The sequence below is a fragment of the Candidatus Weimeria sp. HCP3S3_B5 genome (genome assembly GCF_052064335.1).
GTDB lineage: Bacteria > Bacillota > Clostridia > Lachnospirales > Lachnospiraceae > Weimeria.
This window is the reverse complement of sequence record NZ_JBQHVU010000010.1, coordinates 1-14726: the sequence shown is the minus strand read 5'-3', so window position 1 is coordinate 14726 and position 14726 is coordinate 1. Positions and strand designations below refer to the sequence as shown.

Annotated in this window: 12 protein-coding genes, 7 tRNA genes and 1 rRNA gene; all 20 read right to left on the bottom strand. The window is 47.3% G+C overall.

The genetic code is table 11. The annotated features are described in order from the left end of the window. Positions 1–10: 10 nt before the first annotated feature. Complete coding sequence (locus tag ACTNCK_RS06245; RefSeq protein WP_441081659.1) at positions 11–439, bottom strand: DUF2752 domain-containing protein; 429 nt, start codon at positions 437–439, stop codon at positions 11–13. 115 nt (positions 440–554) lie between these two features. Beyond that, positions 555–2465 (bottom strand): ABC transporter ATP-binding protein, encoded by a 1911-nt coding sequence (locus tag ACTNCK_RS06240; protein WP_441081658.1) that lies wholly within the window; start codon positions 2463–2465, stop codon positions 555–557. Next, complete coding sequence (locus ACTNCK_RS06235; protein WP_441081657.1) at positions 2465–4207, bottom strand: ABC transporter ATP-binding protein; 1743 nt, start codon at positions 4205–4207, stop codon at positions 2465–2467. Before ACTNCK_RS06235 ends, ACTNCK_RS06240 begins: the two co-directional genes overlap by 1 nt. Further along, positions 4191–4679 carry a MarR family winged helix-turn-helix transcriptional regulator gene (locus tag ACTNCK_RS06230; RefSeq protein ID WP_441081655.1) on the bottom strand — a complete coding sequence of 163 codons (489 nt, stop codon included), beginning with the start codon at positions 4677–4679 and terminating at the stop codon, positions 4191–4193. The genes ACTNCK_RS06235 and ACTNCK_RS06230 overlap by 17 nt, the downstream gene beginning before the upstream one ends. 109 nt (positions 4680–4788) lie before the next feature. Continuing rightward, complete coding sequence (gene lepB, locus ACTNCK_RS06225) at positions 4789–5487, bottom strand: signal peptidase I (protein ID WP_441081654.1); 699 nt, start codon at positions 5485–5487, stop codon at positions 4789–4791. Further along, positions 5474–6310, bottom strand: a complete 837-nt coding sequence (locus ACTNCK_RS06220; RefSeq protein WP_441081653.1) for an SDR family NAD(P)-dependent oxidoreductase — start codon at positions 6308–6310, stop codon at positions 5474–5476. The genes lepB and ACTNCK_RS06220 overlap by 14 nt, the downstream gene beginning before the upstream one ends. Before the next feature lie 64 nt (positions 6311–6374). Next, positions 6375–6448, bottom strand: a tRNA-Pro gene (locus ACTNCK_RS06215). Between the two features lie 53 nt (positions 6449–6501). Beyond that, positions 6502–7443 carry an ROK family glucokinase gene (locus tag ACTNCK_RS06210; protein WP_441081652.1) on the bottom strand — a complete coding sequence of 314 codons (942 nt, stop codon included), beginning with the start codon at positions 7441–7443 and terminating at the stop codon, positions 6502–6504. Positions 7444–7457: 14 nt separating this feature from the next. Then, positions 7458–9776: a PBP1A family penicillin-binding protein gene (locus tag ACTNCK_RS06205; RefSeq protein WP_441081651.1), complete on the bottom strand. Its 2319-nt coding sequence runs from the start codon at positions 9774–9776 to the stop codon at positions 7458–7460. Between the two features lie 9 nt (positions 9777–9785). Next, positions 9786–10727, bottom strand: coding sequence for a transketolase family protein (locus ACTNCK_RS06200; protein WP_441081650.1), 942 nt, complete (start codon positions 10725–10727; stop codon positions 9786–9788). Then, positions 10715–11554 carry a transketolase gene (locus ACTNCK_RS06195; protein WP_441081649.1) on the bottom strand — a complete coding sequence of 280 codons (840 nt, stop codon included), beginning with the start codon at positions 11552–11554 and terminating at the stop codon, positions 10715–10717. The genes ACTNCK_RS06200 and ACTNCK_RS06195 overlap by 13 nt, the downstream gene beginning before the upstream one ends. A gap of 32 nt (positions 11555–11586) precedes the next feature. Then, a complete protein-coding gene (locus tag ACTNCK_RS06190) occupies positions 11587–12999 on the bottom strand; it encodes an ATP-binding protein (protein ID WP_441081648.1) in 1413 nt (470 codons plus the stop codon). A gap of 149 nt (positions 13000–13148) precedes the next feature. Next, complete coding sequence (locus tag ACTNCK_RS06185; protein WP_441081647.1) at positions 13149–13595, bottom strand: hypothetical protein; 447 nt, start codon at positions 13593–13595, stop codon at positions 13149–13151. 316 nt (positions 13596–13911) lie between these two features. Then, positions 13912–13984 (bottom strand) — tRNA-Phe (locus ACTNCK_RS06180). A gap of 53 nt (positions 13985–14037) precedes the next feature. Continuing rightward, positions 14038–14111, bottom strand: a tRNA-Met gene (locus tag ACTNCK_RS06175). A gap of 13 nt (positions 14112–14124) precedes the next feature. Then, positions 14125–14206: transfer RNA gene (locus ACTNCK_RS06170), tRNA-Tyr, on the bottom strand. A gap of 27 nt (positions 14207–14233) precedes the next feature. Beyond that, positions 14234–14306: transfer RNA gene (locus ACTNCK_RS06165), tRNA-Thr, on the bottom strand. 23 nt (positions 14307–14329) lie between these two features. Next, positions 14330–14402 (bottom strand) — tRNA-Val (locus ACTNCK_RS06160). A 17-nt stretch (positions 14403–14419) separates the two neighbouring features. Further along, a tRNA-Asp gene (locus ACTNCK_RS06155) sits at positions 14420–14493 on the bottom strand. A gap of 120 nt (positions 14494–14613) precedes the next feature. Next, a 23S ribosomal RNA gene (locus tag ACTNCK_RS06150) occupies positions 14614–14726 on the bottom strand; the annotation flags it as partial.

The following is a 14726-nucleotide window of genomic DNA, read 5'->3' as shown; positions in this document are numbered from 1 at the left end:
CCTCTCTGAATCATTTTGTAAAAAGAGTAAAAAAGTAACTCAGGATGCGGAATACCGCCCCCTTTTCCGGCTCAAATACCACTATATCCTGATCTGCATACAATAGCCGGTATAGATAAACAGCCAGAAAGAGCACTACGATCGCGATAAGCATCGCCCTTCTGATCCGCTCTGAGAATCTCTTCCTGAAAAGATACAATATCAGAGCTATATAAGGCAATAAAACAAGTGGATGGTAATGGAATGCTGCACGATAACGCCCCTCCAGGAGTGCGACCGTAGCGCGTGTCATGCCACAGCCGGCACAGGATACCCCCGTGAGAAACTTTATCGGACACCCTATCCCCGTCACGGTAAATACAGAGTAGATCAGAATGATAGAGATGACCAGAGACAGGCCGCTTTTTAATTCCCCATTATCCGCATCTGTATTTCTCACTAATTAAAAACCCTTATAATACTGTTCTGCCGGCGGCAGCAGGAATGGCTGCGCCAGGAAACAGATAATATTATAAGGGATGGTGTATAAATATACAATGGTTTTATGTCAGCTCCTAAGCATTCACAATCCTGCCAGTATACAGCTGATAGTACTTCCCCTTCTTCGCCATCAGTTCGTCGTGGTTTCCTCTCTCGATTATGTGTCCCTGATCGAGCACCATGATCACATCCGAGTTTCTGATCGTAGACAGCCTGTGGGCTATGACAAAGGTGGTCCGGCCTGCCATAAGACGGTCCATGCCCTCCTGGACTATGCGCTCGGTACGGGTATCTATGGATGATGTCGCCTCATCAAGGATCAGGGCTGGCGGATCAGCTATTGCTGCCCGGGCTATGGCCAGAAGCTGTCTCTGTCCGGCAGACAGATTTGCTCCGTCGCCCTTCAGGACCGTATCGTAGCCGTTCTTTAAGTGCCTGATGAATCCGTCGGCATTGGCAAGCTTTGCGGCTGCTATGACCTCCTCATCACTAGCGTCAAGCTTTCCGTATCTGATATTCTCTGCCACGGTTCCGGTAAAGAGATGGGTATCCTGGAGGACTATTCCAAGAGACCTTCTAAGGTCTGGCTTTTTTATCTTATTGATATTGATACCGTCAAAGCGGATCTTGCCATCCTCTACATCGTAGAAGCGGTTTATCAGATTTGTGATGGTCGTCTTCCCCGCTCCGGTAGCACCGACAAAGGCCACCTTCTGACCCGGTCTGGCATAGAGCTTTATATCATAGAGAACCTGCTTTTCCGGCGTATAGCCGAAGTTTACATCCTCCATCACCACATCGCCCTCGAGCTTCTTGTAGTCTATGCTGTGATCAGCCTGATGCTCGTGCTTCCAGGCCCATTCTCCGGTTCGCTCCTTTGTCTCTGTTAGTCTGCCATTTTCTTCTCTGGCATTTACGAGAGTCACATAGCCATTATCCTGCTCAGGCTCCTCATCTAAGAGAGCGTAGATCCTCTGAGCGCCTGCTGCTGCCATTACAATGAAGTTCAGCTGCTGGCTGACCTGGGAAATAGGCATATTGAAGCTCTTGTTGAATGTAAGGAAGCTTGCAAGCTTACCAAGCGTAAGAGATCCGAAGCCTGAAACCGCCATCGCTCCTCCTGCTACAGCTATAAGCACATAGCTGACATTTCCCAGCTGATTGTTTATCGGTCCCAGGATATTGGCGTAGCTGTTGGCCTTGGATGAGCTTGTATAGAGGGATTCGTTCAGTCTGTCAAAGTCCTCTATTGCCTGTTTCTCATGGTTGAAGACCTTGACTACCTTCTCCCCGTTCATTATCTCCTCTATGTTTCCGTTCAGTTTACCTATATCGGACTGCTGCTTTGTGTAGAAGCGTCCTGAGATCGAGGCTGCCTTTCCTGTGACGAAGATCATAAGAGCCGTCATCGCAAGAGTAAGCACAGTAAGCAGCGGAGACAGATAGATCATGGAAATCAGGACCGCCGTAATAGTGATCGTTGCATTTATGATCTGGGGTACGGCCTGGCTTATCATCTGCCTTAAGGTATCGATATCGTTTGAATAGCAGCTCATGATATCGCCGTGGGCATGGGTATCAAAGTACCTGATCGGCAGGCTCTCCATATGCGAAAACATCTGGTCCCTCAGGGTACGCAGCATTCCCTGATTGACATAGACCATCAGCAGATTGTACATATAGGTACATATGATACCTATTATATAGAAGGCCGCTACTCCTCTTATGGCCTGAAGCAGCGGGGCAAAATCATGGCTTTTGTCCTTTACCATAGGTACTATATAGCTGTCTATAAGAGTCTGGGTAAAAAGTGTTCCGCGGACATTGGCCAGAACGCTTAGTACTATAAATACCACCACCAGTATCAGATGGATCGGATATCTGCTGAATATATCCTTATAAAGACGTCCTAAGGCTTCTTTTGCTCTTTTCTTTTCCTCGGCCGACCGTTTTACTCCGCGGCCGGCATTTCGTGGTCCTGGCATCAGTCTTCCTCCTTTTCATCGAAATCTCCCGAACCTGCTGACTGGGATTCATATACATCGCGATAGATCGCGTTTCCTTCCAGCAGCTCCTGGTGAGTCCCTACTCCGTCTATATGGCCCTCATTCATGACAACTATCCTGTCGGCATCAGATACTGAGCTTATCCTCTGAGCTATTATGATCTTTGTAGTTCCCGGTATCTCCTCGCGGAATGCCCGTCTGATCTTTGAATCGGTCGCTGTATCCACAGCACTTGTCGAATCATCGAGTATAAGGATCTTAGGCTTCTTCAGAAGGGCTCTTGCTATACAAAGCCTCTGTCTCTGTCCGCCAGACACATTCGTCCCTCCCTGAGTGATTCTGGTATCATATCCGTCAGGGAATTTCTCTATGAATTCGTCGGCACAGGCCAGCTTAGCAGCCCTCTTTACTTCCTCGTCACTTGCATCCGGATCACCCCAGCGCAGGTTTTCATATATGCTTCCTGTAAAGAGCAGATTCTGCTGCAGTACGACCGATACCTCGTCACGAAGCTTCTTCAGATCATACCTTCTCACATCCACTCCACCAACCTTCACGTCGCCGCCAGACACATCATAGAGCCTTGAGATCAGGCTTACAAGAGTAGATTTGGAGCTTCCTGTACCTCCGATCACTCCTATCGTCTCACCGCTTTTTATATGAAGATCAATATCTGACAGTACGTAATTATCATTTTTCAGATAAGAGAAATTCACATGGTCAAAGTCAATGCTTCCATCCTTTATCTCCATTACCGGATCCTCAGGATTGGAAACTGCTGGCTTCTCATCCAGTACCTCGCTTATACGCTGTACCGATGCCATACTCATAAGGATCATGACCGCAACCATCGCAAACATCATAAGGCTCATAAGTATGCTCATGCAGTATGTCAGCAGCTGGACCAGCTGTCCTGTCTGAAGGGAACCTCCGACTATCAGCTTAGCGCCTCTCCATGAAAGCATAAGGATACTGAAATAAACAGTTGCCATCATGACCGGCATTATAAGGGTCATGAGCTTCTCCACCTTGAGGAAATTCTTATAGATATCCTGGCTCTTGTCCCTGAACTTCTTTATCGCATGGTCCTCTCTTACATATGCCTTTACCACCCTGATCGCGTTTACATTTTCCTGGACGCTCTCGTTCATCGCATCGTATTTTTTAAATACCCTGCTAAACATCCTGCTTACGACAGGAAGCATGATAATGAGCACTATGGTAAGGAATATCAGTGCATAGACATAGATCATGGCCATCTTTGGACTTACCGCAAAGGACATGACAAGCGCAACCACAAGCGAGGCCGGGGCTCTCATTCCCATACGAAGAAGCATCATATATGAATTCTGCACATTCGTCACATCTGTTGTAAGTCTTGTGATAAGGGAAGATGTCTCGAATCTGTCTATATTCTCAAATGAATATTCCTGGATCCTCCTGAACATGCTGCCGCGCAGGTTCTTTGCCAGACCAGCCGAGGCCTTTGCCCCGAATACTCCCCCTGCTATTCCGGCTACAAGCCCTATAAGGGCCACAAGCAGCATATATCCTCCAAAGACCAGGATCACATGCATATTGCCTTTATTCACTCCGTCGTCTATGATCCCGGCCATAAGCGACGGAAGTATCATCTCCATCGCCACCTCGGCAAGCATAGCAATGGGAGTCGCTATTGAGACAGCCCAGAATCCCTTGATATTTTTAACTATATTTCGCACCTTCTGCCTCCTTCCGGAAATTCTTCAGATTCCTGTTTATCCGGATTAAAATATCAAAAAACCTATCCATTTCCTTCTCTGATATCCCCTCCCCCGCTATAGCCTCCAGCCGGTTGAAATTCTCTATCGTCCTGTCATGGAATCTCTCCCCGGCCTCTGTGATCACGATCCTTTTTAGCCTGGCGTCCTCCGCGACCGCCTCTCGCCTTATAAGTCCTGATTTCTCAAGACTCTTTACCATGGCCGTGATCGATGACGGCGCCATATGACAGACCTTCTCCAGATCCTTCTGGTATATCTCCTCGTCCCTGTGCCGATAGAGATAGCCTACGACCCATCCATGCGAAACAGCAGTCTGGTCAGGAAAAGTCTCATACTGGATATCCTCGAAGGCCTTTCTCATATTCTTCATCAGGACCCTGGTCTGAAAGCCGATGATATGTGAATCCTCATCAAGCATAGTGTCATGCAAGGTAAATACCTCCTTTCGCGATTAGTTCTATAACGAATAGTTCGGTTTCGAAGTATTGTAGTGCAAAAAAGAGGGGTTGTCAAGGGTGGTGTGAGGTTTGACCTCTCACCTAATACCCCGCCGTCCTTGTCAGATCCTTAAACCCTCCCTTATACCTGAACCAGGCTCTTGCCATTATCTGGCTCTTCTTTACATAGGTATACTTCTGGGCCTGCTTTGCGTTTTTTGCTACTCCCTCTTCCATGGCCACCTCCGCCCAGTAGCGGCTGTCCTGAGAATTGTTGCGGTTATCGCCCAGCATCAGATAAGAGTCCTTTGGAACATGGAAAACGAAGCCATCATTTGCCTCGACCCATTCCTCCTTCAGATATTTTTCTTTCAGAGGGGTCTTGCTGTCATTGATGTAGACACCGCCGTCCTTTATAGTGACAGTCTCACCAGGGAGGCCTATACAGCGCTTTATATATATGGTCTTCGGATCTACAGGCCAGTGAAAGAGGACTATATCTCCTCTCTTCGGTCCCTTGAACCAGTAGGTAAATCTGGTCCCGATAAGCCTGTCACCAGTCATTATTGTATTCTCCATCGACCCGGACGGTATACGCGCATTCACTATAACGAAATGTGTAAGGGTCCACATGGCTGCCATGATTACAGCTACCATGACCAGATAAGACACTATTTCCGACCATATGCCGGGCTTTTTCTCAGGCGCTCTCTCTGAAGCATTCTTATCACTCCAGAAGCCCTGGTCCTTTACTTCATTCTGCTTTTCTTCCACAGTTCTTTCCTTTCTATTGTTTGCCATTCCTAAGCTTCTTTTTCTGCTGATGGGCGGTAAGAGGAAGCATGATCCCTGCCGGAAGCAGCTTCGCTCCAGCTGCTGCCAGCTTTATCGAAAGGCCCGGAAGGATAATAGCCTGCTGCCTTTTCATGCCTCTTATCGCTGCCCTTACACATCTTTTAGCACTTATTCCATGAAGAGGAGTCCTAACGCCGGCTCTTTTATTAAACGGCGTATTCACAGGCCCCGGACATAGGGCTGATACCTTTACCGGACTTCCCGATTCTTCAAGTTCCTCCCTTATGCCGTTAGTAAAGCTTACTACAAAGGCCTTTGTAGCATAATAGACTGACATATAGGGGCCTCCCGGAAATAGTCCGGCGCTGCTTGCGACATTCAGGATCCTTCCGCCTCCATTTTTCTCCATGAGGTCTGCCATACGGTATGTAAAAAACATCACTGCCTCTACATTAAGGTCTACCATATTTTCCTGCAGATCATAGGGGATAGCTCTGAAATTTCCAACCGCCCCGAAGCCGGCGCTGTTTATCAGGATAGCCGGAAGGCCTCCTTCCTTGTCAATTATTCCCTTTATATCCTTCCAGGCCTCTGCCCGGCCGGATGGATCTGAGAGATCCTTTGCTATAAGTGCTATTTTCTGGTCACACGGACCGCATTTTTTCTCTCGTCTGGCCTTCCTCTTTGCAAGGCAATCCCTGACAGCCATAAGCTTATCGGCTCCATGCCCTATCAGGATAAGGCTGTAGCCCATGTCAAAAAGCTCTACTGCCGCCTCCTCTCCGATACCGGAGCCGGCTCCTGTGATTGTCGCCCATTTTCTTATCATTATTCCCTCCTTATGCTAAAAAAGGCTAAGGATCTGATAACCCTTAGCCTCCTGATTATAGAAATCGATGCGACTGGATTTGAACCAGCGACCTCTGCGTCCCGAACGCAGCGCTCTACCAAGCTGAGCCACGCATCGCAACCGAACAGTATGATTATATCACTACTGTCCGGTAATTGCAAGAACTATTTTCAGCTCAGAACCAGTCCAACTCCTCCATAGATACCGGCATCATTCCCTAGTGTCGCAAGCATAATACGCGTATCCTTGCAGGCATGGAAGGCATACTCGCTAAAGGATGGACGTATCTTCTCGATAAGGATATGTCCTGCCCTTGAGACTCCGCCTCCCAGGATAAAGACCTCAGGGTTGACTACGTTTGCTACTATAGCCATCATCTTCCCCAATCTCCTTCCTACCTCATCAGCGATCATATTTGCCAGCTGGTCTCCAGCCTTTGCCTGATCGAATACATCCTTCGCAGAAATGTGTGCCATTGTACGAAGCGGTGAGTCTATGCTCTCGGAAAGAAGCATCCTGTGAGCTATCCTGACTATACCGGTAGCTGATGCATACTGCTCTATGCATCCCTTATTACCGCAACCGCATTCCTCTGTCTCATCGTCATCCACATGGATATGGCCTATCTCTCCGCCTGCTCCGGTAAATCCTACCAGAAGCTTGTTTTCGATCACGATGCCTCCGCCTATTCCGGTTCCAAGCGTCACCATGACCATGCTCTGGGCACCCTTTCCTGCTCCCATGAAATATTCGCCCATTGCAGCAACATTTGCATCATTTCCTACCTTTACCGGAAATCCGCAAAGTTTAGTCATCTGGTCGCCTACTGAACGCTTGTCATTCCATCCCAGATTCACGCATCTGTTCACATAGCCATCAGGTGTGACTGCTCCCGGTACTCCAATACCGGCTCCCTCTATCTCATCTGTTGATATCTTCTTTCCTCCCAGATAGCTCTTTATGTTCTCGGCAAGATTAGGGATGATGTGGTCTCCATTATCCTTTCTGTCTGTCGGAACCTCCCACTTCTCCAGAAGCTTTCCACTTGTTTCAAAAAATCCTACCTTGCAGGTGGTCCCTCCAAGGTCAAAGCCTACAGCATACTTTTTCATTTCCTTATCCTCGGTCATTCATCGTCGTCACGCTCATCAACAGGTGGCGTTTCAGGCTCGTCACTTCCGCTTTCATCTCCGCCAGTGGAACCATCGCCTTTGTTGCCTGAGTTGTTCTTATTGTCACTGTTTCCGGTGTTACCGCTGTCCCCGCCGGTATTGTCCGTATTTCCGGTATTGGAATTGTCTGTGCCATTGGTAGTACCGTTGGTAGTGTTTGTAGTATTATTCTGGTTATTCGATGCAGCCTGATTCTGCTGCTCCTCCTGCTTCTTCTTTTCCTCGAGCTCTTTTTCGGCCTTGTCTGCATCATCGTCAGAGATATCCTCCCTGATCTCTCCTGTCACCTTTACAGGCTTAGGGAAGCTCTTCGACTTCTCCTTCTCATCTTTTATGACCTTTAGCATAAAGCTCTGCCATATGTGTCCCGGATATGAAGCACCCTGAAGGCCATATATCCTTACAGGTGTATCATTTCCTACCCATATCGCCGTTGTATAGTAAGGCGTATATCCGCAGAACCATCCATCCTTATAGTCATTTGTGGTTCCTGTCTTACCTGCACATGGCATATTTCCAAGCTTGAGTGATCGTCCGGTTCCCCAGCCGCTTGTGAACACTCCCTGAAGTATATCTGTCATCTGTCTGGCCGAATCCTGGCTGTAAACGACTGACTCCTTATGGTCGTTTTCCCAGACCTTTGTCCCGTCAGATGTAGTGATCCTTGTCACACAGGAAGGATCCCTGTAGGCACCGTCATTTTCTATTGTGGCGTAGGCCTTTGCCATCTCAAGCGGAGATACTCCGTTTGTAAGTCCTCCCAGACTGGCCGCTAGCGTCTCATCTGACTGTACTATATTCGAGAAATCCATCTTGTACAGATATGAGATACCAACCTTTGGTGTCAGCTTGTCAAATATCTGCCAGGCCACTGTATTAAGCGACCTCTCCACAGCCTCACGCATAGTGATCTTACCGTGATAGCTGTCTCCGGCATTCGACGGGCCTCCCTCGAACTTGTGATCATCCACCATAGTATTCGGTGTATATCCGTTTTCAAGGGCCGGCGTATAAACAACGAGCGGCTTAATAGATGAACCCGGCTGTCTGTAGCTCTGGAAAGCTCGGTTTAGTGTATATCCTGTCAGATTCTGGCTTCTTCCTCCGACTATGGCTACTACTGCTCCGGTCTGATTGTCTATGCAGACGCCTGCTCCCTGGGTCTTGTAGATCTTCTTGCCTGACTTCTCTGTGAAGCTTGCGAGTCCGTCATTTATACTCTTCTGGAGCTCATCCTGCTTCTTCCGGTCAAGGCTTGTATATATCCTGTAGCCGCCTGTGAAAAGCTTATTGTACCATTTCTGGTACTCCTGCTTATATCTGGCCTGATATGCCTTTCGTTCCGCCTTGCTGCTGAAGTCATACTGGAACTCGAAGCCGTCTGTATCCATCAGGGCTCTTGTCGCACAGTAATAGACGAAGGTCTCCATATAGTTATGGTAATAGCCCTTTTCCTTCTTGATCTTTATCTCTTCATTGACCGCATCCTGATACTCTGACTGACTCAGTATCGAGTCCTCCTTCATATTCAGAAGAACCCTGTCTCTTCGCTTCAGGGCAGCCGGAAGATTCTTTCTCGGATCATATCTGTTCGGAGCATTTGGAAGTCCGCAGAGGAAGGCTACCTGCGACGTGTCCAGATCTACCGCATCCTTTCTGAAATATCCCTGTGAGGCTGCCTCTATACCATAATATCCGTTTCCGAAATATACATTGTTGAGGTAGAACTCAAGTATCTGATGTTTTGAGTATTTCTTTTCAAGCGCCAGAGAAATAAAGATCTCCTCTATCTTCCTCTGCCAAGTACGCTTCTGAGTCAGGAAAACATTTCTGGCAAGCTGCATTGTGATAGTAGAACCACCCTGCTTTATCTCTCCGTTGTGCTTGACGAGTGAGACTGCAGCTCTCATTATGGCCTTGAAGTCCACTCCGTGATGCTCGTAAAACTTCTTGTCCTCGATTGAGACTATGGCCTGTCTTACCTCGACTGGTATCTCATCATAGGTCAGATATCTCACGTCCTTATCACGCTTCAGAGTAGAGATCACCTTTCCATCCGAGTCATAGGCCACGCCTGTTTCATCCGTCCGGAAGGTTTCCTTTGTTGAATTGTCCACGAGATACTGGGCCTCATTTTTCAGCCGGCTCACCTTTGATCCGAATCCGCTGCCGTAGTAGACTCCTACTGCGGCAATGATAAGTCCGAGTACGACCAGCTGAAACCAGAGAAAGCCCCACGCTCTGCTTCTTCTTTTTTTCTTCCTTCTGCTCATAGACACCTGTTATTTAAGGTAAGTTCTTACCTGTTCAGCAATACCCTCTCCATCGAGTCTGTACTTATGCAGAAGCTCTACTGCCGGACCCGACTCTCCGAATGTATCATATACTCCTATTCTCTTTACCGGAAGCGGACTGTTCTCCGAAAGCACCTCACAGACCGCGGATCCGAAGCCTCCGATCACTGAATGCTCCTCTACTGTCACTACCCTTCCCGTCTTCTCCGCCTCTTTTACTATAAGGTCCTTGTCAATCGGCTTTATCGTATGGATATTTACTACCTCTGCGTCGATCCCATCCCTTGAAAGGATCTCCCTTGCAGTCATTGCTGCATCGACCTCAAGTCCAGTTGCAAAGATCGTCACATCTGAGCCCTCTGCTACCACATAGCCCTTTCCGATCTCGAAATGATAATCCGGTCTGTCGTTTATCACTGGCACTGCCAGCCTTCCAAACCTCAGATATACCGGTCCTTCGTACTGATAGGCTGCACGTACTGCTGCTCTGGCCTCGACATCATCTGCCGGATTTATCACTACCATGCCTGGTATCACTCTCATAAGAGCGATATCCTCAAGGCACTGATGGGTTGCTCCATCCTCGCCGACGGATATTCCGGCATGGGTTGCTCCGATCTTTACATTGAGATGCGGATATCCTACCGAATTTCTGACCTGCTCATAGGCTCTTCCTGCTGCAAACATTGCGAATGTAGAGCAGAATGGCACCTTACCACACGAAGCTAGTCCGGCTGCTATGCCTACCATATCAGCCTCCTGGATCCCGCAGTCGATATGTCTGTCCGGAAATGCCTTTTTGAAAATTGCTGTCTTGGTGGCTTCAGCAAGGTCAGCATCAAGTACAACCAGATCCTTATGCTCTTTTCCGAGCTCTACCAGCTCCTCGCCGTAGCTCTGTCTTGTAGCGATCTTTTTTATTTCTGACATAATGCTTCACCTGCCTTTGTTAGCTCTTCCATTGCCTGTTCATACTGCTCACGGTTAGGGGCCTTCCCATGCCAGCCTGCCTGATTCTCCATGTATGAGACTCCCTTACCCTTTATGGTCTTCATTATGATCGCTACCGGTTTTCCCTTTACCTGGCGAGCCTCATTGAAGGCTTCTCTTATGGCACTCATATCATTGCCGTCGGCAAGCTCTATTGTATAAAAGTTAAAAGCCTTGAACTTTTCTGCTATTGGATATGGCGAATTCACCTCGTCGACCGCTCCATCTATCTGCAGCCCGTTATTATCCACTATCACACAGAGATCATCAAGCTTCCTTGAGCCGGCAAACATTGCTGCCTCCCAGACCTGTCCCTCCTGGATCTCTCCGTCTCCGAGCAGGGTATAAACCCTGTATGCTGCATTATCCATCCTGGCGGCAAGAGCCATTCCTACTGCTACTGAGATCCCCTGTCCAAGTGATCCGCTCGATGCGTCCACACCTGGCGTATCCTGCATGCATGGATGTCCCTGCAGATATGATCCGACGTGCCTTAAGGTCTTTAAGTCCTCTACCGGAAAATAACCTCTGAGCGCCAGAGCTGCATAAAGCGCAGGTGCATTATGTCCTTTGGAGAGTACAAATCTGTCCCTGTCCTCCTTATCCGGATCCTTCGGATCTATATTCATCTCCTCGAAATACAGATAGGTGATCAGATCTGCCGCAGAAAGAGAGCCACCCGGATGGCCGCTTGCTGCATTGTAGACACCTTCTATTATGCCCTTTCTCACCTCGTTGGCCTTGATTCTCAGTTCATGGTCAGTCATTACTTTTCCTTTCTTATGCAAAACCTCTGTCATTATATCATATCTTTCAGATCTATCAGCATAATATTGCGGATTGTTTGAGAAACAGTACGAACATTTTCCGCAAATCCTGATACTGAGAAGAACAGATAAAAGGTTGTGACCTTATTATGTATCTTTTTCGTAAGATCAATAAGCTCCTTTACATCGAGCATATCGACCTCTTTTTCCTGGAAGAAGCACCTTCCAAATGCATAGGCGCTTTTCCCCTCTGCCTCTCCTGTTGCCATCAGATCGAAATCTATGCTTTTTCCTGTGGTCTCGTCATTTTCCCACCAGTTGCCTACATTTGTTATTATAAACGGCAGCCTGTTCTGATCTGACTGCCACATCAGATATTCGCGGCAGATCCTGGTAAAGACCGGCTTCATGAATTCATCCCTGTGCTCCTTACAATATTCTCTTATCGCGGCTGTATCCTCTATGCTGTACTCGTCATATCTGGCTACTATCAGCTGGTAATAGAATCTGTCATGATCCGAAACAAGTGAATACCTGGTCTTACGTCTGTTATTCGGCTCTGTGACCGGGTTTTCCTTCTTTACCAGTCCAAGCTTGGCAAGTGTCGAAAGGTAGGGAACTACTACGTCCTTTGGTCTCCCAAGCTTTACTGAAAGCTGGTTTACTCTCTGGCATCCATTGGCCAGCGAGTATAAAAGCCTGTCGTAATAAGCCTTTTCCCTAAGTTCCTTATCAAGTATGGCCTCAGCCGATCCCTTGAAACCGAAGAACCTTGAAAGAAAAATCTTCTCGATCGTATTCCAGATCGCCTCTCTGTGGTCAGCTTCCCTGGCGAACTCCCGCTTTGCTATCTCAAGAAGCACCGGGATGCCTCCGGTAATGCCATATATCTCTGCTGACTCCAACGGGTCTATCCTGCCCAGAAACTCCGCTGAATCTGTAAAAGACAGCTGTGAAAGCTCTACCGAGATCAGCTCCATGTCCTTCCATATGGATTTCGGTGAGCTTACAAGCTTTTCCATCTGAAGATATGAGGAATCGCAAAGGATAAGCTTTACCCGACCCTTTTCCCATTTTTCTGACATAAACTGATGAAGGACCTTATTATAGCAGTCCGAGGTCCTTGCGAAATCACAATAGTGATCAATCACCAGGACAACCCTGCCCTCTCTTGACATCTCTGTAACCTTATCCAGGATTTCCTCAAGTGTCGGCACTTCCTGTGACGGATCTGCAAGGATTCCGGCTGCCTTGGCAAATAATGCTCTCTGATGCTTATCTGTGGTAGAGTAAGCGGTAAAATAAAGACATTGCTTATTTCTTGAAAACTCCCTGAGTAGAGTTGTCTTTCCCATTCCACTACGGCCGAGTACAGTCAGGATATTCGTATCTTTATTATCATAGAAGGCTCCTAAGGCCTCTAATTCCCTCTCTCGTCCTATCATAAAACCATAAGAACTCCTTTTTCAATGCCTATCTATTGTAATACGATTCAACTAAACTTGCAAGAGCTTTTAGAACAAAAAAGCCCGGCAGGATCATCATCCCGCCGGAACCTTCATGAATTAATTCGTCTAATGATACCCTGCTATCATTATAAGTCCTTATAGTACTCGCTCGTCAGCCTGGATACGTTTTCGATCATATCCTTATCTACTGTGTCCGCTGAATCATCATCAACAGCCTTATAGTACTTGTACTTATCCGGCTGCCAGATTTTCAGGTCAGATGTAAAATACACCCAGCCCTTACCATAGTCACCCTTGGAATTCTTTGCCTGATACTTGACCCGGTACTCATACCTCCAGTATGGAGAATCAACATAATCCTTCAAACCCTTCGTAGAGACTGTCATCTTTCCCTTCTCGATAGTAAGTATCTGAAAGGAGTTAGGCCGCTTCAGATCATCTACTACATACTTAGCAAGAGAATAAGCAATTCTCTTCTCAGTCTTGGTGTAATCTGCTGCGTAGACTCTGGTTCCAACCGGCGCGAAAGTAGCTGACAGAGCAAGCACCGTCAACAGTATGACTGCTGACATGCGTTTGAATCTGCTTAACAACTGCTCTGCACTCCTTTCTCCCTTTTGATTTTGCGATAACTACAACTGCAACCAGTGCGCCTCTCACTGTTTGCTTTAGACTATCTATAGTATAACAGCAATTCCAGAGAATATTCCATTTGGTTTCAAATTTCAGGAGATTTTTTACAGATAAAGTGTTATTATAGCGTTTATTTATTAGAAGAGTTTCAATTTTTATTTAATATTATAAGTATAAGTTCCTAACCGCTAATCCCTAACCCCTGAAAACAAAAAATCCCAGAACAATACTGTTCCAGGATCCTTAATCAATTCCTGCCCAGTTCCGGAATCGAACCAGAGACACGAGGATTTTCAGTCCTCTGCTCTACCAACTGAGCTAACTGGGCAAATATCTATAAAAAAAGCACCAGGTCAGATAAAACCCAGGGCTTTTACTGAGTTGCGGGGACAGGATTTGAACCTGTGACCTCCGGGTTATGAGCCCGGCGAGCTTCCAGACTGCTCCACCCCGCGATATTAAAAAATATGGATGGTGGTGGATTCGAACCACCGAAGCAAATTGCAGCAGATTTACAGTCTGTCCCCTTTGGCCACTCGGGAAACCATCCATCTTGTCCTTATAAAAAGAACAAAAAAGCCGATGAGCGGACTCGAACCGTTAACCTGCTGATTACAAATCAGCTGCTCTGCCAATTGAGCCACATCGGCTTATTCAGTTATCACTGAATGAGTGGGACCTATAGGGCTCGAACCTATGACCCTCTGCTTGTAAGGCAGATGCTCTCCCAGCTGAGCTAAGATCCCATTTGTCATAAAGACAACGACCTGAGAGGGGTTCGAACCCTCGACCTCCGCCGTGACAGGGCGGCGCTCTAACCAACTGAGCCACCAGGCCTTATGAAGGGGCTAAGAGCATTGGAATAGGGTTTAGTGAGCCTATCCCTTGCTGGAAATTACTGATTCCTAACTCCTGCTTGTAAACAAGTACCTTCAAAACTTCATACAGAATAAACCTTCGATCAAGCCTTCGATCTATTAGTGACAGTCAGCTGAACATGTTGCCATGCTTACACCTCTGCCCTATCTACCTCGTCGTCTACAAGGGATCTTATGTCCTTAATGGACGGG